16 protein-coding genes and 2 tRNA genes are annotated in these 21,678 nt (G+C 43.1%); 12 read left to right on the top strand and 6 right to left on the bottom strand.

What is annotated here, in order from left to right; translation table 11 throughout:
* Positions 1–138: 138 nt before the first annotated feature.
* Positions 139–720: a dCTP deaminase gene (gene dcd, locus BMZ28_RS09835; RefSeq protein WP_047781403.1), complete on the top strand. Its 582-nt coding sequence runs from the start codon at positions 139–141 to the stop codon at positions 718–720.
* A gap of 55 nt (positions 721–775) precedes the next feature.
* A complete protein-coding gene (gene asmA / locus BMZ28_RS09840) occupies positions 776–2,635 on the top strand; it encodes an outer membrane assembly protein AsmA (protein ID WP_074822797.1) in 1,860 nt (619 codons plus the stop codon).
* A 62-nt stretch (positions 2,636–2,697) separates the two neighbouring features.
* Here the strand turns inward: asmA and BMZ28_RS09845 are convergent, their stop codons facing one another.
* The gene (locus tag BMZ28_RS09845) at positions 2,698–4,275 is read right to left on the bottom strand and encodes a TerC family protein (RefSeq protein WP_074822800.1); all 1,578 of its coding nucleotides are present in this window, start codon (positions 4,273–4,275) and stop codon (positions 2,698–2,700) included.
* A 392-nt stretch (positions 4,276–4,667) separates the two neighbouring features.
* Here BMZ28_RS09845 and gnd point away from each other — a divergent pair, with 392 nt between their 5' ends.
* Together gnd and tmaR are read left to right on the top strand one after the other, a co-directional pair.
* On the top strand, positions 4,668–6,074 hold the full coding sequence (gene gnd / locus BMZ28_RS09850) for an NADP-dependent phosphogluconate dehydrogenase (RefSeq protein ID WP_047781400.1): 1,407 nt from the start codon (positions 4,668–4,670) through the stop codon (positions 6,072–6,074).
* A gap of 163 nt (positions 6,075–6,237) precedes the next feature.
* Complete coding sequence (tmaR, locus tag BMZ28_RS09855) at positions 6,238–6,552, top strand: PTS system regulator TmaR (protein WP_047781399.1); 315 nt, start codon at positions 6,238–6,240, stop codon at positions 6,550–6,552.
* A 164-nt stretch (positions 6,553–6,716) separates the two neighbouring features.
* Here tmaR and ptsG read toward each other — a convergent pair whose 3' ends face one another.
* Both ptsG and BMZ28_RS09865 read right to left on the bottom strand, forming a co-directional pair.
* Positions 6,717–8,177 carry a PTS glucose transporter subunit IIBC gene (ptsG, locus tag BMZ28_RS09860; protein WP_047781398.1) on the bottom strand — a complete coding sequence of 487 codons (1,461 nt, stop codon included), beginning with the start codon at positions 8,175–8,177 and terminating at the stop codon, positions 6,717–6,719.
* 1,023 nt (positions 8,178–9,200) lie between these two features.
* Positions 9,201–9,276 (bottom strand) — tRNA-Asn (locus tag BMZ28_RS09865).
* Positions 9,277–9,673: 397 nt separating this feature from the next.
* Between BMZ28_RS09865 and BMZ28_RS09870 the strand changes: the two genes are divergently transcribed.
* On the top strand, positions 9,674–12,229 hold the full coding sequence (locus BMZ28_RS09870; RefSeq protein WP_136655884.1) for a bifunctional diguanylate cyclase/phosphodiesterase: 2,556 nt from the start codon (positions 9,674–9,676) through the stop codon (positions 12,227–12,229).
* 223 nt (positions 12,230–12,452) lie between these two features.
* Here BMZ28_RS09870 and BMZ28_RS09875 read toward each other — a convergent pair.
* The 3 genes from BMZ28_RS09875 to BMZ28_RS09885 all read right to left on the bottom strand — a co-directional run bounded on the left by BMZ28_RS09875 (position 12,453) and on the right by BMZ28_RS09885 (position 15,209).
* Positions 12,453–12,528 (bottom strand) — tRNA-Asn (locus BMZ28_RS09875).
* A 1,106-nt stretch (positions 12,529–13,634) separates the two neighbouring features.
* Positions 13,635–13,847, bottom strand: coding sequence for a transcription modulator YdgT (gene ydgT / locus BMZ28_RS09880; protein WP_047781396.1), 213 nt, complete (start codon positions 13,845–13,847; stop codon positions 13,635–13,637).
* Between the two features lie 207 nt (positions 13,848–14,054).
* Positions 14,055–15,209: an iron-containing alcohol dehydrogenase gene (locus BMZ28_RS09885; protein WP_074822806.1), complete on the bottom strand. Its 1,155-nt coding sequence runs from the start codon at positions 15,207–15,209 to the stop codon at positions 14,055–14,057.
* 198 nt (positions 15,210–15,407) lie between these two features.
* On the opposite strand from BMZ28_RS09885, the gene BMZ28_RS09890 reads away from it, so the two are divergent.
* The 7 genes from BMZ28_RS09890 to tnpA all read left to right on the top strand — a co-directional run.
* Positions 15,408–16,388 carry a 3-oxoacyl-[acyl-carrier-protein] synthase III C-terminal domain-containing protein gene (locus BMZ28_RS09890; RefSeq protein ID WP_074822810.1) on the top strand — a complete coding sequence of 327 codons (981 nt, stop codon included), beginning with the start codon at positions 15,408–15,410 and terminating at the stop codon, positions 16,386–16,388.
* Positions 16,385–17,389, top strand: coding sequence for an NAD-dependent epimerase/dehydratase family protein (locus BMZ28_RS09895; RefSeq protein WP_047781393.1), 1,005 nt, complete (start codon positions 16,385–16,387; stop codon positions 17,387–17,389). Before BMZ28_RS09890 ends, BMZ28_RS09895 begins: the two co-directional genes overlap by 4 nt.
* A 5-nt stretch (positions 17,390–17,394) precedes the next feature.
* Complete coding sequence (locus BMZ28_RS09900; protein WP_047781392.1) at positions 17,395–18,198, top strand: MBL fold metallo-hydrolase; 804 nt, start codon at positions 17,395–17,397, stop codon at positions 18,196–18,198.
* Positions 18,198–19,487, top strand: coding sequence for a F390 synthetase-related protein (locus BMZ28_RS09905; RefSeq protein WP_074822813.1), 1,290 nt, complete (start codon positions 18,198–18,200; stop codon positions 19,485–19,487). The genes BMZ28_RS09900 and BMZ28_RS09905 overlap by 1 nt, the downstream gene beginning before the upstream one ends.
* A complete protein-coding gene (locus BMZ28_RS09910; protein ID WP_074822817.1) occupies positions 19,487–20,113 on the top strand; it encodes a phosphatase PAP2 family protein in 627 nt (208 codons plus the stop codon). Before BMZ28_RS09905 ends, BMZ28_RS09910 begins: the two co-directional genes overlap by 1 nt.
* A 16-nt stretch (positions 20,114–20,129) precedes the next feature.
* The gene (locus BMZ28_RS09915) at positions 20,130–21,263 is read left to right on the top strand and encodes a sterol desaturase family protein (protein ID WP_074822819.1); all 1,134 of its coding nucleotides are present in this window, start codon (positions 20,130–20,132) and stop codon (positions 21,261–21,263) included.
* Positions 21,264–21,472: 209 nt separating this feature from the next.
* Positions 21,473–21,678: IS200/IS605 family transposase (tnpA, locus tag BMZ28_RS09920; RefSeq protein ID WP_139211632.1), on the top strand; the 206-nt coding region annotated here is incomplete at its 3' end.

The following is a 21,678-nucleotide window of genomic DNA, read 5'->3' on the forward strand; positions in this document are numbered from 1 at the left end:
CGCTATTATTAAAAGGATACTCTTACCAACTGGTGATAATATAATAGGTATTCGTTAGCGCGTAAAAGTTTGAACCGTGCCAACAATCAGTATTGAATCCATCAGTTATTAGAGAATAAAAACAGGAGAATGACCGGAATGAGATTATGCGATCGGGATATTGAAGCTTACCTCGACAGCGGCAAGCTGGAAATTACCCCAAGACCACCTGTTGAACGCATTAATGGTGCAACTGTTGATGTACGTTTAGGCAATCAATTTCGTGTGTTTCTCGGTCATACGGCAGCTTATATCGATCTGAGTGGGCCAAAAGAAGAAGTCTCAGCAGCGCTTGAACGGGTGATGAGTGATGAGATTAATTTATCTGCAGACCAAGCCTTCTTTTTACATCCAGGAGAGCTGGCATTGGCGGTAACGCTGGAGTCGGTTTCTATTCCTGACGATCTGGTGGGTTGGTTGGATGGTCGTTCTTCGCTGGCGCGGTTAGGATTGATGGTTCATGTGACCGCCCATCGAATTGATCCTGGTTGGCAGGGCAATATTGTGTTGGAGTTCTATAACTCAGGTAAGCTACCGTTGGCTTTGCGCCCGGGCATGGTTATTGGTGCATTGAGTTTTGAGCCCTTGAGTGGCCCGGCGGCTCGACCTTATCATCGCCGAGAAGATGCTAAGTATAAAGACCAGCAAGGCGCGGTTGCCAGCCGTATTGATAAAGATTAAACCAATTTTTTTAATGGATTAAGTTTATAATCGTTACCGTTGGGGACAATATACCATGAGACGACTTTTAACCGTATTGGCCATTATTCTGGCGGTACTCCTCGCCGGAATGGCCGCCCTTATTCTGTTGGTCAATCCCAATGAGTTTCGTGGCTATATGGTTAAGAAAGTTGAGGATAAAACCGGCTACCAGCTCAAAATCGATGGCGATTTACGCTGGCATGTTTGGCCTCAGCTCAGTATTTTAGCCGGTCAAATGACGTTGACGGCGCCAGGTGCAACCAAGCCACTGGTCAGTTCAGATAATATGCGTTTGGACGTTGAGCTTTTTCCGCTGCTTTCCCATCAATTAGTGGTCAAGAATGTGGTATTGAAGGGCGGGGTTATTCAACTGTTGCCTGAAAGCCAAATGCAGACAGAGCAAAATGCACCCATCGCTCCGGGCAATAGCCATGAAAGTAAGCCTACTGTTTCAGCATCGGCATCCGGCTGGTCGTTGGAACTGGATAAAATAATTGTTACTGATAGCCTGTTAGTTTGGCAGCGCAGTGAAAATGATATTATCAATGTCAGGGATATTAATCTGACATTATCGCGCACCGAAGCGCGGCAGGCGGATATCTCGGCACAGGCACGTATTAACCGTGACCAGCGAGAATTAAGTTTTTCTTTAGACGGTGCGGTCGACTTACGCCACTTTCCGCAAACGTTAGGGCTTGATATTAGCAATATTGATTATCAGCTTGAGGGGGCGGATATCCCAAGTGAGGGATTTAAAGGAACGAGTGCATTTAGTTTGGTGTATCAAAGTGCACCTCAAAGCATCAAAATTTCACCGATGAATTTAACTTTTAATGATAATCAGCTAACGCTGGATATTTCAGCTTCACTCGGTGATGTTCCTCAATACGATTTGGCAATCAAGTCTGACAGTCTTAATTTGGATCAAATTTTTCCTGTGGTATCAACCGATGCATCAACGTCAGGTAATGAGAGCAAGGAAACACCAGCACCAGTTATCTCTTCAGCTAATGGATTATCGGAGCAACCCGATCTCTCTTTCCTGAAGGATTTTAACGCCAAGCTGTCAGTTGAGGTTAGTCAGCTGGCGTTTCGCAATCTATCCGTTGGTAATCTGGTGTTGAAGGCGAATAATCAGCAGGGTACCGCGATCATTGAAACCCTAAAAGGCAATGTGGTTGGCGGTTCAGTTAGCGTGACGGGAACGGTAGATACCACGGCAGCGACGCCAAAAATCACGCTTAAACCGATAGTGCAGAATGTTGCCATGGGCGATATTTTAAAAGCGTTAAATTATCCCGAAACGTTAACCGGGCAATTGAGCCTGCAAGGTACCTTTCACAACATTGGGAATGATATCAGCCGGTTTGATAAGGACTGGCAGGGGAATGCCCATATCGCAATTGATGGCGCTCGCTTACACGGTTTAAATATACAACAGCTTATTCAACAGGCCGTGTCCCGCAGTAATAAAGATGTAAAAGGGGCAGAGCGCTATGAGCGTTATACAGAAGTACAACGTCTGGTAGTTGATACGGTATTGAATCAAGGACAGGTTAGAATCACTCGGTTAAATGGTGCTTCTGAGATGCTGGCGGTTGCGGGTACTGGCGTATTGAATTTGCCTGGAAAGTCCTGTGATATGAATTTGAAAATTCGCGTAACCCAAGGATGGAGCGGTAAGTCAGATATTGTGACCGCTCTGCAAAATAGTACGATTCCCCTGCGGATTTATGGCCCCTGGAGTAAGTTAAGTTATCAGCTTAACGTTGAGCAATTACTACGTGACCAGATAAAAGGGCAGGTTGGGAAAGCGATCGATAAGTGGATCGATAAGAATAAAGATAAGAAAGAAACCCAAGAGGTTAAGAAGCTGTTGGATAAAATATTCTGATGCTTCTGAGGGATAAAATAAAAAAGGCGCTATTTGCGCCTTTTTTATTGTCTATTTTTCAACTATTCCTCGTCAGGTTCCGGTTCTCGCAAGCAAGTTATTCGTACCTTAAGAAGGCGGTGGCTGCTGACTTCCAGTGGTTCGTATAACCAGTCACCGATTTTAATTTGTTCACCCACGTCAGGAATTCGCTGAGTATGCTCCATAAGAAGACCGGCGACCGTATGGTATTCGCGTTTCTCTTCGATATCGATTGGAACATAAATAGCCAGATCGTCTAGCGGCATATAACCGTTCACAATCCAACTCCCATCGGCTTCATGATGAATATCGTGGCGTGCATCAATGTCTTCACCATCAACTGGTAGGTTACCGGCGATAGTTTCCATGACGTCAGTTAGGGTAACGATACCTTCAACAGAACCAAATTCATCAACGACAAAGGCAAAGTGAGTTTTCGCCTGACGGAACTGTTCCAGCGCCATTAGCAACGAAACCGTTTCTGGGAAAATGACCGGTTGCTTGAGCAATGAGCGAATATCCAGCTCAGACTGCTCCAATTGCTGTTTCAGCAGGTCGTTAACATTAATCACCCCGAGCGGTTCATCAACCGATCCATCTTCCGTCACAACCAAACGCGTATGCTGATTTTTATGCAGAATTTGACGAATCTCTTCATCGGATTCGCTTAAATCAATGTTTTCAATATCATGACGAGAAGTCATGATACTGCCAACCGAGCGCTGAGCCAGTCCCAACACTCGCTCAATCATATGGCGTTCCTGTTGGTTAAAGACTTCATCGCTTGGCTTATCAGCGATCAGATTAGCACTATAGTTATCCAGCTCGGCTTCTTCATGTTTACCACTGAGCATACGGAGAACCGCCTCAGCGGTACGTTGGCGTAGCGGGCGGCTGGATGACAAATATTTACGACGGTTAGCTATCGATAGCTGGTTGAACACTTCAATCAGAATGGAGAAACCAATAGCCGCGTAGAGGTAGCCTTTCGGAATATGGAAGCCAAAACCATCAGCGACCAGGCTAAAGCCAATCATCAACAGAAAACTTAGGCACAGAATAACAATGGTCGGGTGCGCATTGACAAAACGGGTTAACGGCTTGCTGGCCATTAACATCAGGCTCATAGCAATACACACGGCGATCATCATTACCGCCAAGTGATCGACCATACCTACCGCAGTAATGACGGAGTCTAGGGAGAAAACAGCATCCAACACCACAATTTGGGCAACAACGGCCCAGAATTTAGCCCCTTTTTGCTGGGATGAGTCCTGGTGATCCTTACCTTCTAATTGTTCATTTAGCTCCATGGTGGCTTTGAACAACAGGAATAGACCACCAACCAGCATGATCAAATCACGGCCGCTAAAAGGCTGTTCAAAAATGATGAATAAAGGCGTGGTTAACGTGGCAAGCCAGGAAATACTGGCTAACAGCCCTAAACGCATAACTAAAGCGAGGGCTAAACCAACGACGCGTGCGCGGTCACGTTGCTTTTTAGGGAGCTTATCCGCCAGAATAGCGATGAAGACAAGGTTATCAATACCCAGAACGATTTCGAGCACAACCAGGGTTGCGAGGCCGGCCCAAATTGTTGGATCAGCGATCCATTCCATAAGTCAGGTGGTTACCTTCAGATTGACAGCACATGCTGCGGCAATGATTGTAGGGGGTAAATGTGATGACGACAATAATTTATCTCATGGTTAATGCTTGCTGAAGCGCAATGGTCGGTTGGTTGCTGATAATTTGACCTTTTTTATTCGCCTGTAGCGCTGTTCGGAAAATTTATCCATTAATCAATATCAATTTAATCGATTGATTCTGCGTGACCCGATAGTTTTTTCTGATTGATGAGCTAGTCAACATCATGGTTAGCAATTACTGCGATAGCGATTTCTATCGTACCAATTGTCACTTTCGTGAGTTATGATATTTGTTATAAATAAGTTGTTCACTTGTCGTCCGATTTTAACCGGTGAATATGTCCTGTCAGCTAGGAGTCTTTATGTCTAAACAGCAAATTGGTGTCGTTGGAATGGCGGTAATGGGCCGCAATTTAGCGTTAAATATTGAAAGCCGTGGCTATTCTGTTTCTATTTTTAACCGCTCCAGCGATAAAACTGATGAAGTTATTGCTGAGAATCCAGGAAAAAAACTGGTTCCCTGTTATACCGTTGAAGAGTTTGTTCATTCGTTAGAAAAACCGCGTCGTATTTTGTTAATGGTAAAAGCAGGTGAGGCAACGGATAAAACCATTGACTCTTTGAAACCTTATTTGGACAAAGGTGACATCTTAATCGATGGCGGTAATACCTATTACCAAGACACTATTCGTCGTAATAAAGAGCTGTCAGCCGAAGGATTTAACTTTATTGGTACTGGCGTATCCGGTGGTGAAGAGGGCGCACTAAAAGGGCCTTCAATCATGCCGGGCGGACAAAAAGAAGCTTATCAGTTAGTGGCCCCGATTCTGGAGAAAATTGCAGCCAGAGCAAACGGTGAACCGTGTATTACTTATATCGGTTCCGACGGTGCAGGTCACTACGTGAAGATGGTACACAACGGTATTGAATATGGCGATATGCAACTGATTGCTGAAGCATACTCACTATTGAAACAGGCTGTTGGCCTGAGTAATAGCGAATTGGCTGAAACCTTTACTGAATGGAACAAAGGTGAGCTGGATAGCTACCTGATTGAAATTACCGCCGATATTTTCCGTAAGAAAGATGAAGACGGCAATTATTTAGTGGATGTTATTCTGGATGAAGCCGCTCAGAAAGGTACCGGTAAATGGACCAGCCAAAGCGCGCTGGATCTCGGAGTACCTTTATCGCTGATTACTGAGTCTGTGTTTGCCCGCTTCCTGTCAGCATTGAAAACCGAGCGTGTGGCTGCTTCAAAAGTTCTGACCGGACCTAAAGCTCAGGCATTTGCTGGTGATAAAGCCGAGTTCATCGAGAAAGTTCGTCGTGCCTTGTATTTAGGTAAGATCGTTTCATACGCGCAAGGTTTTGCTCAATTGAAATCGGCTTCAGACGAGTATAACTGGAACTTACAATACGGTGAGATAGCGAAAATCTTCCGCGCTGGTTGTATTATTCGCGCCCAGTTCCTGCAAAAAATTACCGATGCTTATGCTGAAAATGGTGATATTGCTAACCTGTTATTGGCTAGCTACTTTAAGAAAACCGCTGATGAATATCAGCAGGCGCTGCGTGATGTTGTTGCCTATGCGGTACAACACGGTATTCCAACGCCAACCCTTTCAGCGGCGATTGCTTATTACGACAGCTATCGTGCAGAAGTATTACCAGCTAACCTGATTCAGGCTCAGCGTGATTACTTCGGGGCTCATACCTATAAGCGTATCGATAAAGATGGCGTATTCCATACCGAGTGGATGGAATAAGTTAATTTTGATGAAATTAAAAATCCGGCATAGTCCGGATTTTTTATCTATAGTCGATAGAGCAGAAAGATATCATTTCAGTAGCAGTTCAGGTCTGACTTACGTAGTATCGTCGTTAACGTTGTGATGATGAACTGTTTATTTATTAAGTAAGGGTATTATGATGGAAAACGCGAAACCTTCATTTCAAAATGTGCTGGAGTATGTACGCTTGTCCCGCCGTAAAAATAAACTAAAACGTGAAATTGTGGATAACGAAAAGAAAATCCGTGATAACCAAAAGCGCGTATTACTGCTTGAGAACCTGAGCGAATACATCAAGCCGGGTATGAGCATTGAGGATATTCAGGCGATTATCGCCAACATGAAAGGCGACTATGAAGAGCGCGTTGATGAATACATCATCAAAAATGCTGAACTCTCCAAAGAGCGTCGCGATATCTCTCAGAAAATGAAAACTAAGTCCGAAGTGAAATAAGTATTTATTTTTATTGCTAAGGCCTCGCTATGCGGGGCTTTTTTATGTCTGGGATTCTACTGACAGGTAAACAGAGCACTGAATATGAATAGAATATCCTTGATTCAAGAAATAAAAATGCCGTGTTAAACACGGCATTTTCGTACGTTTAACCAGAGAAACGGTTAATGGTTACGGATATATTCATCCATATCACTTTTCAGATTATCAGACTTGGTTCCGAAAATAGCTTGAATCCCCGAGCCCGCAACGACAACACCGGCGGCGCCCAGTTTTTTCAGTTTATCTTGATCGACCTGAGACACATCAGCGACACCAACGCGTAAACGGGTAATACAGGCATCCAGATTGGTAATATTGTTTTTACCGCCGAAAGCCGCAACCAGATCGGCGGCGATACCGTTACTGGTGCCAGTTATTGTTTCAGCGGAAGTATCATCTTCACGGCCAGGCGTCTTAAGCTTGAGTTTTACAATAGCAAAACGGAAGACAACGTAATAGAACAGGGCATATAGAGGGCCAAGAACAAAGAACATCCAGCCTTTGGTTGATAGATGGTAGAACAGTGTAAAGTCAATCGCACCGTGCGAGAAGGTCATACCATGTTTAACCCCCAACAGAATGGTTATCACATAGGCCAGACCAGCAAGTAGGGCGTGAATAGCATACAGAACCGGAGCCACAAACATAAAGGCGAATTCAATAGGTTCTGTGATACCGGTCAGGAATGAGGTTAGTGCAGCAGATACCATGATACCGCCGACCTTAGCACGGTTTTCTGGTTTCGCGGTGTGCCACATTGCGATGGCAGCCGCTGGCAGGCCCCACATTTTAAACAGATAACCACCGGCCATATTGCCTGCCGTTGGGTCGCCCTGAAGGTAACGTTGGATTTCACCGGTGATCCACCGACCATTCTCGGCGGTACAGGCTGCTTCATTAGCAATACCGGCCACGACTTTGTTATTAATTACGCAAGCCTGGCCTGCCTCATAGAAGAACGGCACGTTCCAGATATGGTGTAGGCCGAAAGGAATCAACGATCGTTCAACCACACCATAAATACCAAAAGCCATCGCCGGGTTCTGGTAAGCAGCCCACTGAGAGAACGCACTAATTGCATTTCCTACCGGAGGCCAAATAAATGACAGGATGATACCCAGCGCAATACAAACAAAGCCGGTAATAATTGGCACGAACCGTTTACCCGCAAAGAAGCCGAGATAATCCGGTAGCTGGATACGGTAGAAGCGATTAAATAAATAACCCGCTAAACCACCAACCAGAATCCCGCCCAGAACACCGGTGTCAATTTTGGCAACGCCAAGAGTTTCAGCCATAACTTTGAGGGTAGCGGCCATAATTCCGTATCCAACAATGGATGCCAGACCAGCAACACCATCATTATTGGTAAAGCCCAGAGCGACACCTACAGCAAATAAGAGGGGCATTTGATCGAAAATGGAGCCACCAGCCTGCTGCATGACTTTTGATACAATGGTGGGTAACCAACTAAAATCAGCGGCACCAACACCTAAAAGAATACCGGCGATAGGCAAAACTGATACGGGTAACATCAGTGCCTTGCCGACTTTTTGCAAATTTGCAAAGAGGTTTTTAAACATGGAAGTACTCCAGAATAATCTATGGTTTAAATTGGTGTGTTGTTAGTTGAGAACAAGTTTAAATTTAACGGGTAATTTCACTTAGCTTATTTATTTTATAGCGTAAAATAAATGTTGTTAACATAAGGTGACTATTGTCACAAATCTCTAAATTCGTATAAATATTCCGTATGCTTTGTTTTGATAAAATTTATATAAATCAATTGAATATATAGTTTATGGCTGTTGCGATATTCAGCTTTTAAACAAGTATAGTCGCTGTTTAATCATTCGCTTGCAGAATGCAAATGTATTCACATTGAGATGAGAATACTAAAGCCTGTATCTTGAAATTTATCTGTGACAGTAATTTAGAGTAGGGGGGTAAATGATTGTTTGGATGGCAAAAAATTTATGCTCTGAGATGTTATTTTTACTGTATTAAAAAACAGTATTGACAGGATTAAATAAAGGGTTAAATTGGTCTGTAACGCAGGCGCAATCAGTCTTCTGGATTGATTCAATAGCGTCGGCGCGTTAGTTAAAACGCGATAAGGGCCTTGTAGTTAACGGATGTTAATTTGAAATAAATCGCGATTGAGGTTTGTTATTAAGTTAGTACTGTTTGCATCGCGATAGAAGTCAGGTCATGTAGGTTAAAGTAACATCGCGTACTGGGAACGAAAGGGCGTGTAGCAGTTTCAGACTGGTGAGTTGGAAGCTTGTTACGCAGGTGGTGTACTGAGTTAGTCGAATATTGGAAACGAACTAACATCATTGGTTTAAATGTGTAGAAAAGTATAGTGTTTCGGTCAATAAATCGGAGGGATTTTTAACTATAAATGCTTAATTTTTCTCTTATGAAAAACTTGTACATCTAGTTGTGTTAGTGATAATTAATTGAAGTATTAATGTTTAATTTACAATATGTTTTATCCTAAAGCCCTGACAATCTCTTGTTGGGGCTTTTTTATTGTCGTTTTTGAGCTGCTACAGAATGACAGGCAATAAAAAAGCCCGCTAAAAAGCGGGCTTCTTCGAATTTGGCTCCTCTGACTGGACTCGAACCAGTGACATACGGATTAACAGTCCGCCGTTCTACCGACTGAACTACAGAGGAATTGTCTGAACAGGGCGCATGATATCTGCCAACCGGAACTCTGTCAACCGATCAAAAAATTAATCCGGTGCGTTTGCTTATACTTCGTGCAGAATTAGGCTTATCCGCTTTTATTTTAATCAGTTAGCTGAATTATTCGGCATGAAATTTTATCATAGCTAATTCACTGTGGGTAAAATCAATACTGGCTTTATGATCGAGAAAAATGAAGAAAACGGATAATTGTCAGAAAATGTGTTGATGTTCAGTGTAGTAATAACAGAAAGTGATATAGACTTAAAACAGGTCATGCAGGAGGCATTTAACTCGGGTAAAAAACATTAGCTATCATCTTGATGATAGCGTCATTATTGTTTTTAAACGCTGATTATTTTTTATATATGTGAGTGGTGAGTATGTGCGATTATTAAACACAGTATCATTAAAACTGGTTGTTATATCGCTTTTTGTTTCTATATTGACCATTATGTTTGGCTTAGCCGTTTTCTTACAGCTTCGCAGCGAAAACCGGGTTTTTGATAGTCTCAGTGACAAAGTGACTTCTGCTTATATTGAATCTGTTCAGACTAATTTATTTAACTTTCTTAAAGTCCCGATACAGGCCAATGCATCGGTTGAAATGAGTATGCAACAGGCTTTGACCGGCGATAGCGTTGATATGATGAAGCTGGAACCGTCACTGATTGGAACTCTACAACGCGTTTTTCCTTACTCCCCTCAGCTTAGTCTGCTCGCCTTTGGTTCGGTAAATGGCGACTATATTGGTGTTAGTCGTGAAACCGTCACTGATAAATTGACTTTAATTTTAAAAGACCAACGAACGCATGGGGTATTGAATTTTTATTCCGGACTGGATGTGAATACGCCGGTGATTAATCGCGTTCGTGACTATGATCCCAGAGTGCGTCCTTGGTTTAGGATGGCGGATAAAACCAGAAAATCATTCTGGACCACAGCATACTGGGACTTAGATGCGGTCAGGGGGATCAGTATTTCATATAGCACCCCGGTTTATGATATTGAACAGCGCTATGTTGGGGTTGTTTCTACGGATATTAAACTAGATAAATTTAATCGTTATTTGCAGGAGTTACCTAATTTAGGCAATGGTGTCATTTTTATTGTGAATGGTGCCAACGAAATCATTTCACATTCAACCGATGAAAAAAAGACCACCATACAAACGTCGGAATTGACCCAGCAGGAAAATGTGCAATTACTTAAGCCGGTAGATAGCGAAAGTATCATTGTGCGTACAATGGCACCTTACCTGTCTGATATGAGCATCCATAAAACTAAATTTACCGTTGGAGATGAAACCTATTATGGGCGAATGGTTCCTTTTGGTGAGGAGTTAGGGCTGCATAACTGGCGGATTATCGTTGCTGTCCCTCGTAGTGATTTTGTCGGTTTTCTCGATGTTAACCGTAAAGTGACTATTTCACTGATCCTGTTTATCTTTATCGTAGGGGTAGCGTTAGCCTGGATAATCTTATCAAAAATTACCACGCCTATTCTGCAAGTGGCTAAGCAAGCCCGTTTGATTGCTAAATTGAAATGGTCGCCGACCCAGCAATCCCATTTTGAGATTAAAGAGATTAAGCTGTTAAATGATGCATTTAATGATATGTCATCAACGTTATCTAAAGCCTTTTCCAGCTTAAAACATCAAGTGTATTACGATTCTGTTACCGGGTTATTGAGTAAAGAAGGATTACAGGAAAGAATGCGTGAGCTGGTGGCTCAGGGGGAACAGCAACAGTGGAAATGCCTGATTCTGGTTAGTCTGGATAATATGACTGAAATGAACAATAGTCTTGGCTACCAGAAAGGAGAATCATTATTACGTGAGTTTGTTAAGCACCTGTTAGCCATCGTTCCTCCAGACGCTTTATTAGCAAAGGTCAATGATGTGGAGTTTGCTATTTGCTATCCAAAAACCTGTAGTAGTGAAGCCTGCTCTCAGGAAATGAATAAATATATTCAACTGTATGCGCGTTCTCAGGGCTATGAAGGTGAACACTTATTGTTTTCAGGCAATATTGGATTCTTACAGGATGAGTTTGACGATCGGTCTTTGGCTGATAGCCTGAGAAATGCCTCGGTGGCACTCGTTGCCGCCAGAAAGAAAGGCAGCGGCGCCTATGAGGTTTATCATCCTGAAATGATGAGTCGAGCGGTTGAAAATACTCAAATGTTGGCGGAGCTTAGTCAGGCACAAAATAATGATGAATTACTGGTTTATTTTCAACCTATCGTTAATTTAAGTGATAGCCATATTGTCGGCGCTGAAGCACTGATTCGTTGGCGTAGTAAAGCGTACGGAATGGTACCTCCTAATGTATTTATTCCATTGGCAGAAGAGTCGGGATTGATTCTTTCTATCGGCCGATGGATTTTAAGAGAGTCCTGCCGCCAACTGGCATTAAAAATTCAGTCTGGCTGGCCTGCTGATTTCGATATTCATATTAATGTCTCTGCTCGGCAATTAATGCAGGCTGATTTCTATGATTTAATCGTTGAAACCATCAGTGAATTTAACCTTTCCCCGATTAATCTAACGTTAGAGTTAACGGAATCCCTGTTTGTTGAAAAAAGGACCATTATTACTGAACAGCTTGAGCGTATTCGGGCGTTGGGTGTCTCGATAGCCATAGATGACTTTGGGTCAGGATTCTCCAGCCTTTCCTATCTATATCGTCTGAAGTTTGACTGTTTGAAGATAGATCGGGATTTTGTCAGCGGTGTATTGGAGAATGCCCGAAGTCAGGCGATTATCTCTTCGGTTATTCGTTTAGCCTCTGGGTTGTCCGTGCCGTTGGTTGCTGAGGGGATTGAAACCGCCGAGGTTGCAGAACAGCTTCGTGAACTTGGCTGCCCGAGAGGGCAGGGATATTATTTTGGACGACCAATACCGTTAAATGAGTGGCCGATACCCATCTATGATAAATAGCATCATGAGAATATGAGCCGGTTGCTGTGTTAAGGAAACTGATATAACTGCTGGAAGTAGACTAGGGTAGGTTTACAGAAGTGATATTGCGTTTGTATGCTGGCCTAAAACAACTAACGCTGTTATTTACCGCCAGATAGCAAAAATCCTCCAAAAGGAGGATTTTAACTTTATTCATTTCAGGTCTTGTATGGACGCATCCAAACTATCTGAAATGCTAATATGGCTCCTCTGACTGGACTTGAACCAGTGACATACGGATTAACAGTCCGCCGTTCTACCGACTGAACTACAGAGGAATCGTTTGAACGGGGCGAATCATATCTATCTCTATTGGGGCTGTCAACGCTAAATTATCATCTTCTGTTTGAGTGTTCATCAACTGAGCAAATTGGTGTGATGTTAAACAAAATTACTGTCGAGTTGGCTGATTTTTTATGCTGCGTGATTGTTTAACTATCCTGTCAGTTGGAAGATATGCTTTCCTCGGGAAATGATGACGTTGGTAGCTCCGAGAGCACTTCTCTTTATCATTGGCCTGTTTTGTCCCTTCCAAGACGTTGTATCGTTTTTAGTGACTTTTTAGATGTATGGCGATGGGCCGTTAGAAAAAATCAGCCAGAGTTAGCGGGGTAATAAACCTTAAAAGATAAGCAGATAGTTAAAGCTATTGTCAGGCTGGTCTGGCTTAAGAAACTATCATGATATTAGCCAGAATAGTTTAAACAGGTTGTAGATAGTCTGGTTTTGTCTTGTGCTGGCAATTTATATACTGAATAAAAGTGATGAATTAGTTAAAAATGAAAAATTCTGTGAGCAAGATGTAAATCATTAACCCGTTATCTAAACATTCAATAATAATTGAGCCAGGTCAAGATGATGAGCTAATTTATTCTATTTTATATGTGTAGGCATATTATGGTGCTTACATGGTCGCTGCGAGTTAGAAATAATTGAGGTTTAGTAAGATTTTAATAGGGGAGGAAGAATAAAAACTCATATTTAATGTCTATTAAAGAGAAGTTAAAGGAATAATGATAGGCTTTTCCCCGTTATTTTTATATCTATTTGGTTTGTTTTATCAGGTGATAAAGACAATGTAATACTAAACAGAAAGAGTATTACTTTAGATATCTTTATTTCGAGGTTCGTATTATATAAGGACTTAAATTTTATGAAGTATCGTCAGTGGATGAAGAGATAATGTGCATTAACCAGCACAAGTAGCTATCGTGTCAGGATAGCTAATGGTAGATAGCGATCATAATGATTTACTGTATATAAGGGTTAAACACTTAGTAACAGCATAAAGCAGTACAATAGATATTAATCATACAATCATCCGTAGCGCTTAAGACTGATGATAATTTATAAACTATTTATATATTGTCTTGCTTAAATAAGGTTACTTTACCTGAGACCAAATAGTCTTTGGTACTTTACCTAAATCAAATAACTTGCCAGCAACTAGTTCTGCACGGCGATGATCGGCAGCACGATACATATTAGCTAGTATATTATTATCTACTAAAGAATAGTTTAGTTTGTCATACAGGCGTTCTAAGCTATCGTGATTAGAACATTTACGGAACATCATTAAATAATCGATATCGCTCATTATATTTACTTTATTTCAGACTTAATTAAATGGTAGCCCAAGCGAGACACTGTAGCATTGATAACGAATGTTACGTCAGGTGGTAGAATGCTTGGTGAGTTATATACAGTGTATAGGCAGGTAATCTAACCTGATACGCTATATATAATAGTATGTCGACAGGAAATGAACAAGTCTTTATAACGTTATTATTTCCTGTCGCTTCATTTAGTAACTTAAGCTCAGAATTTTCCTGGCTTCAATCGCTGTGATGTTTTTATGTTCACCTAGGGGTAATAAATTAAATCTTTTTAAATAGTTAATTGCTTCGTCAATGGATGATTCTGGTATGCCATACGCCCTTATGTAGGTAGGAAGACCCATATTTTCAAAAAATTTTCTTGTTAATTGTATGGCACTATTTATCCGCTCATCATCGCTCCCCTGCGTGATTCCCCATACTCTTTCAGCATATTGGAGTAATTTGAGGCGCTTACTTTCCCTTTGAACATCCAAGACGGCGGGAAGCAGAATAGCGAGTGTCTGGGCATGATCGAGTCCGTGATGAATAGTAAAATAGTAACCGATACGGTGACTTGCCCAGTCTTGGGGAACACCCGCGCCAATCAGTCCATTCAAGGCCTGAGTTGCGCTCCACATAATTGTCGCTCTGACATGGTAATTATCCGGTTCAGCCAGCGCTTTTGGACCTTCCTCTATCAGAGTCAGCATTAATCCTTCGGCAAAACGATCCTGAACCTTGCCATATACCGGATAAGTCAAATACTGTTCTGCGATATGTACGAAAGTATCAACCACACCATTAGCAATTTGTTTGGTCGGTAGCGTATAGGATTTTCTTGGATCGAGAATAGCGAAGCGTGGAAAAAGAAGAGGGTGTTTGTGGCTTAACTTTGCATTTAAGGCTGTATTGCTGATCACGGCAGTGCCATTCATTTCAGAACCGGTGGCCGGCAGGGTGACAACACAACCCATAGGTAAGACGCGATCCAGTGGTGGATTACTGATCCAGGTCTCCCAAGCATCACCTTCAAAATAGGCTGCCGCCGCGATAAACTTAGTGCCATCAATAACCGAGCCACCACCAACGGCAATAAGGAAGTCGACTTTTTCAGATTTTACAATGTTGACGGCTTTCATTAACGTCTCGTAATGTGGATTGGGTTCAATACCCCCAAACTCAATATAATTACGTGAGCCCAGTGCCTGTTTGACTTCATCAATCGTGCCGAATTTTTTGGCACTGCCTCCACCATAGGTGATCAGTACGTTTGCATTAGCCGGAATATGTAGATCAAGATCCTTAATACGCTCGGTACCGAAAATAATCCGAGTTGGATTGTAGTAATCGAAATTGAACATAACTATCCTCGTTTTTTATATCTGTTATCTAAATGTTATATCGGATCTGTAGATCAATCGATGAGTAAAATAATACTCAGTTACCTTTACTAATACTTATTTAAGTTTTTATTTGGTAAAAATAAGTTCTGGCTTAGTGCTATTTTGGCGGGGGAAACGTAATATCCCCCTCCTCTAAGGACGGGTAAAGAGGAATTTATGTTACCTATAAGGATTATATCAACCGGTAAGGCATTGCCTGCAGAAAAGATATCCTCTTCAGAACTTGATTTACGTTTAAATAAAACAAGTGGATTTGTTAAGAAAAAATCAGGGGTAGATTATCGTTATTTTTCTTCAGTGAATGATTTCCAATCTGATTTGGCTGCGGCAGCATTACGTGATGCTATTAATGCAGCTCAGATCCACTCATCTTCAATCGATTTACTCCTGTCTACTTCAGCGGTTCCCGATCAAGCCTTGCCCTCGATGGCCTGCCGAATTATGCAGGCAGCAGGCTTGCCTGCTGGGATAAGCGCTTTTGACATCAACGCGAGTTGCTTAGGATTCATGGCGGGCTTACAGCTTGCGGCGACGCTATTAAACAGCGGAACGTATCGGCGTATTGCCATTGTCTCTGCAGAGATCCCGTCACGTGGGCTTGATTGGAGCGACCCAGAGAGCTCGCTGATTTTTGGCGATGGCGCAGCAGCGGCCATCGTTGAAATAGGATCGGAGACGGTAGGGTGCCAAGCTTACCGCATGGAAACCTATCCTGAAGGGAAAACCTACTGCGAGATTCTGGCCGGTGGCACACGCTGTAATCCAACCAGCGGCATGAAAGACAGTGATTTCTTATTTCATATGGATGGCAAAAAAGTCTTTAAGCTGGCATCGAAACTGATGGAAGGCTTTCTGGATAGACTATTTGAACCTTTAGGTTATAACTATCATGAGGTTGATTTAGTGGTTCCTCATCAGGCCAGTTATCTGTCAATGCAGCATATGTCCCGGCGTTTAGGGCTGCCCCAAAGTGCGATCATTGATATTTATCACAGTCATGGTAATCAGGTATCGGCATCGATACCAACGGCTTTACATGAAGCGATGGTGACCGGACGTTTGACGGAAGGTGCTAAAGTCTTACTTGTCGGTACTGCGGCCGGCCTAACGTTGGGTGGGATGGTGTTGACGGTATGACGATATTAGTAACCGGTGCAACGCACGGATTGGGTAGAAATGCGGTAGAGTATTTACAACAACATAATACCCCTGTTATTGCCACTGGGCGAGATATTGAACAGGGTGAAAAACTGCGACAGCTCGACGTGCCTTTTGTACAGGCCGATTTATCCATGATAACGCCTGAGCAGGAAGACGCATTGTTTGATGGGGTAGATACCGTTTGGCATTGTGCTGCAAAGTCTTCTCCTTGGGGAGATTACACCGATTTCTTTTCAGCCAATGTGACAGCCACTCGTTTATTGGCCACCATGGCGGGAGAGCGGAAAGTTAAACGCTTTGTTCATATCTCCACGCCTTCTATCTATTTTAACTATCGCCACTTCCGTGATATTCCTGAAACTTTCAAGTCCGCTAAGTTGGTTAATCACTATGCAGTAACAAAGCTATTAGCGGAACGGGAGATCCAACGTTTAGTCCTTCAATATCCGGACACTCGATTTATTATCCTGCGTCCCAGAGCGCTGTTTGGGCCTCAGGATCGCGTATTGCTTCCTCGTATTTTATCGCTGTTGAAAAAACGTCGGGGCGTTCTTCCTTTACCCAGAGGAGGAGAAGCGCTGATGGATATGACTTATGTGATGAACGTGGTTCATGCGATGGAACTGGCAACGCATGTGGAGCCGCTTCCTTCTGGCGCGGTTTATAATATTACTAACCAACAGCCGGTGATGTTGAAGCAAGCCGTAGGCCAGCTATTGGACATGCTGAATATGCAATACCGGATTAAGTCTGTTCCTTATTGGTTGCTCAGTCGTGTGGCTGGACTGATGGAAAGATATTCTGGTTATAGCCACCGTGAGCCGGCGTTTACCCGATATAGTATGGGGGCATTGAATTTTGATATGACGTTGGATTCATCGAAAGCCCAAAGAGAACTGGGGTATTTCCCGCGTTATAGTATGGAGCAGGGATTGGCGCTGACAGCTCAGTGGCTGAAAGAGAATGGGGAAGCATAAACCGTATGGCAACCATTACCTCGTTTGAAGCTGGATACTGTACTCACGTTGCCTGCGTCGCATTGAAAGGGGCAGGTTTATCCGTCTGCGCCTTTCCGGCCAGAACTTGGTTGATAGAGGCAGGTTCTGGACGTTGGCTGTGGGATACCGGATATGCAACCCATTTCTATGATGCGACTCGCCATGGCGTATTTGCTCTTTACCGTAAGGTTACCCCGGTCTATTTTGAATCTTCAGCATCGATTGCCAACCAGTTGAGGCAAAAAGGAATCTTACCGCAGGATCTGAATGGTCTGATTCTTTCTCATTTCCACGGCGATCATATTGCTGGATTACGTGACTTTACCGATACCCGCTATATCTGCTCTGGTAGCGGATGGCATGATATTCGTCCCTTAACCGGGTTTAGTGCGTTGAAGCAGGGTTTTGTACCAGCGTTAATTCCAGCGTCTTTTGAATCTCAAGTTTCTTTTATTGAGCAGTTTGAGCAAGTTGATTTACCTGCTGAGTTACGGCCATTTCAACGTGCTTATGTATTACCGGACAGTAATAAGGAAGTGATGCTGGTTGAACTGCCTGGCCATGCGGCAGGGCATATTGGCGCCTTTGTGCTCACGGCTGAAGGGTGGGTGTTGCTTGCCGCTGATGCAGCTTGGTCGGATAAAAACTATCGTGAATTAAGGGGACCTTCCCGTCTGGCAAATATCATCATGGCGGATAGCAAAGCTTATTATCGAACCCTGAGTGATTTGCATCAGCTAGATAAAGGAAATGTCAGAATATATTTAAGTCATGAGGGTAATTTGTAATGCGTCTGGTGAAAATACTCTGGTCCTATTACCAGACCAGAAAACGTCATTTTGCTAACCGACAAGCATTGGAAAATTACCAAGACCGCCGCTTAGTCCATTTTGCCCGGCGGGTGATGTCTGCCAGTCCTTATTTTCAACATTATGTGAATCAGCCCAGAACTGAATGGCCGATGATGGATAAGGCAGTCATGATGGCTAACTTTGATCAGATGAATACCGCGGGTTTACAGCTGGAACAGGTATTGAATTGTGCTTTGCAATCAGAGAATTCACGGGATTTTTCACCGACGGTGAACGGCTATAGTGTTGGACTTTCCTCCGGGACTTCCCACCGTCGTGGTGTGTTTGTGGTGAGTCCGCAGGAACAGACGCGTTGGGCTGGCACATTATTGGCTAAATTATTACCCAGAGGTTTATTCTACGGCGAACGAGTAGCTCTATTCTTAAGGGCTAATAATAATCTTTATTCATCGATAGACAGCCGTTGGATTTCTTTCCGATTTTTTGATCTGTTTTCCCCTTTTGACCACCACATTCGACAGCTTGAAAGGTATTCACCAACCATTGTGGTGGCACCGGCTCAGGTATTAAGAGCGCTGGCTTTGGCCGTGGTGAATAAGCAGACGACCCTAAAACCACAGTGCGTAATTTCCGTTGCGGAAGTATTGGAACCGATAGATAAAGCTTTATTAAAAGAGGTTTTCGGTGATGTGCGGGAAGTGTATCAGGCAACGGAAGGATTTCTCGGCGTGACCTGCGCCCACGGCACCATGCACTTAAACGAAGAGTTTATTCATTTCGAACCGCAGTGGCTGGATGAACAGCGTTTTGTGCCTATCATTACCGATTTTACCCGCACTACGCAGCCGATTGTTCGTTATCGTCTGGATGACGTCCTTATCAAACGTAATACGCCATGCCCATGCGGTAGCCATAGCATGGCGATTGAGCGTATAGAAGGGCGCTGTGATGACGTATTAACTCTACCGGGTAAAGAGAATAGCTCAGTTATTTCGGTTTTTGCCGACGTATGCTCACGGGTCTTTGCTCAGACGTTACCGTTAACGGCAGATTATCAGCTTACTTTAAGTCAACAAACCCATCTTACCCTGTCGGTCGAAGGGGATGACGCGTTGGTTGTACAGTGTCAGCAGAGACTGATTCAGACATTTGAGCAGTTGGGTGTGGAGACTTCCCGCCTGAGTTGGAGTCTGTCTTCGCAGCTAACTTCAGCGACTTTTATGCAGAAAAGGCGGCGCATATTACATATTCGAGATGCGGAATAATGGACTTTCAAGGTCGACTGCGACAGCTGATATATGGTTGGGGGTTTGTTGGTATCGTTTATGCCACTACCGGGCTGATTCAGGCACCGGCTCGAACGATCGGCGAATCTTTTATTGACCGGTTAATTCCTTTTAGTACCTCCGGGATTTGGCTTTACTGTTCATTTTTTCTCTTTATCCCAGCGGTTTTTTGGTTGGCCGACAGCAATCGAATTCTTTGGTTAAGGCGCTCAATGCAACTGTGTGCCTGTTTTAGCGGCGCACTATTTTTATTATTTCCAACAACGCTGGATTATCCGCCGGTTACCGGTAGTGATTTTAATGACGAGATATGGCGCTTGATGGCTACAGTTGATTCAAGTCAGAACTGTTTTCCTTCATTACATGCAGCGCTAACGTTGCTGTGTGGCTGGGCTATGTTGGGAAATCGGCGCAAGGTTTATCGCGTAGTGGCTAGCCTTTGGGGAATCGCTATTTGTTATTCAATCATTCAAACCCGTAGACATTTGGCGATAGATCTTGGCGGTGGTATCGCGTTGGCCGTGATATCTGGATGGATTTGCTTAAGGCTTACCGATAGGAAGGTGAGGAAGCGAATATCAGCATGTTGTCATCAGGAAGAGTAAGGAAAGGAGTCTAAAAATGAATGCACTGGCAATACCGTTGGTGGTTATGATTGGCCTAATGTTATTTGAGCTGTGGGTATTAAAAAACTTTCGCGGGCAGGTTATTCCTTGGGTTGATGTTATTTTCAATCTGAATTCCGGTCATATTTTAATGTGGCTATTTCGCGGTGTGGAAATTGCCTGTTTTGCCTGGGTACTTAATTATTTCAGCTTTGATTTGTTTTCATCGGTTAGCCCTTGGGTGTGTTGGGTATTTACCTTTTTCGCCTGGGATTTCTGTTTTTATTGGCTACACCGGTTGCATCATCAGTGGCGCTTTTTATGGGCTATCCATGAAGTTCATCATCAGGGAGAACACTATAATTTGTCCTTGGGAATTCGTAACTCGTGGTATTCCTCATTAAGTTCTATCCCGTTTTTTACCATTTTGGCAGTGATGGGTGTGCCGCTGGAGATTTTCATTACCGTATCGAGCATTCATTATGCGGTACAGTTTTATAACCATAATGATGTTGTCGGCCATTCGGGCATTCTGGAGCGCTTTATGATTACTCCAGCACATCATCGTATTCATCATGGTGCCAATAAGCAGTATATCAACACCAATTATGGCGGCACGTTTTTGTGGTGGGATAAGTTGTTTGGGAGTTTCCAGCCGGAATTAACCGAGGTCAGCATTGTTTATGGTGTACCGAAGACGACCAAAACCAATAATCCATTCTGGGCCAGTAACCTACCATTTTTTCGGTTTTTACGGTTAAAAGAACCAAATATTAAACCGGGTAAGGTCTTTCCGGTATCGATTAAGCTGCTGGCGACGGGAGGCGTGCTGCTATTTGGTATCGTGCTCTATTATATTCACCATGAAGGCACTTGGGAACAGAAGTGGCATCAACCGATACTGTTTACTTTAATTCTGAGCGCGACATTAACGCTAGGCGCTATTTCTGACGGTAAGGTATGGGGTTGGTTAGGATGGATTGCGATCGGCCTGCTATTGGCCTTTTGTGGGCTATTTTATCTGCCTGTAGTGGACATTTTTGGCGTGCTGCTATTTTCTACGCTGTTGCTGCATACGTTCTTAAGCTTTGGCTATGTAATCAGAAACAATGGCAAGGGGATTGAAGCGTCTTCTTTGAGTGAGGATTAGTTTAGGATTCGATTAATGACGAGCAGAATATCCATAGAACCTAATTTAACCAAGGTTTGACAATAAAATAGCCAACCGAAGTTGGCTATTTTTATTTCTAACTGAATACCACGTCCTATGGACGTGGTTATCGACTTTAGGCTCTGCCAGTAAGGCTACTCATGGGAAAATCCGAATCTGTTATCCCCATAACTGATAAGGATTTAACCATGAGTAGATTCGAAAAAGCATCGCATGTGCTATGGCATTGTCAATACCATATAGTCTGGACGCCCAAATGCCGATTCCGAATATTGAAAAATAATGTAGGGAAAGAGGTGTACAGACAAATAAGAATTTTGAGTGAACAGCTCCATATAGAAATAGTGGAATTAAATGTTCAATTAGATCACGTTCATTTATTAGTCAAGATCCC

The sequence above is a fragment of the Pragia fontium DSM 5563 = ATCC 49100 genome, assembly GCF_900112475.1.
GTDB classification, from domain to species: domain Bacteria; phylum Pseudomonadota; class Gammaproteobacteria; order Enterobacterales; family Enterobacteriaceae; genus Pragia; species Pragia fontium.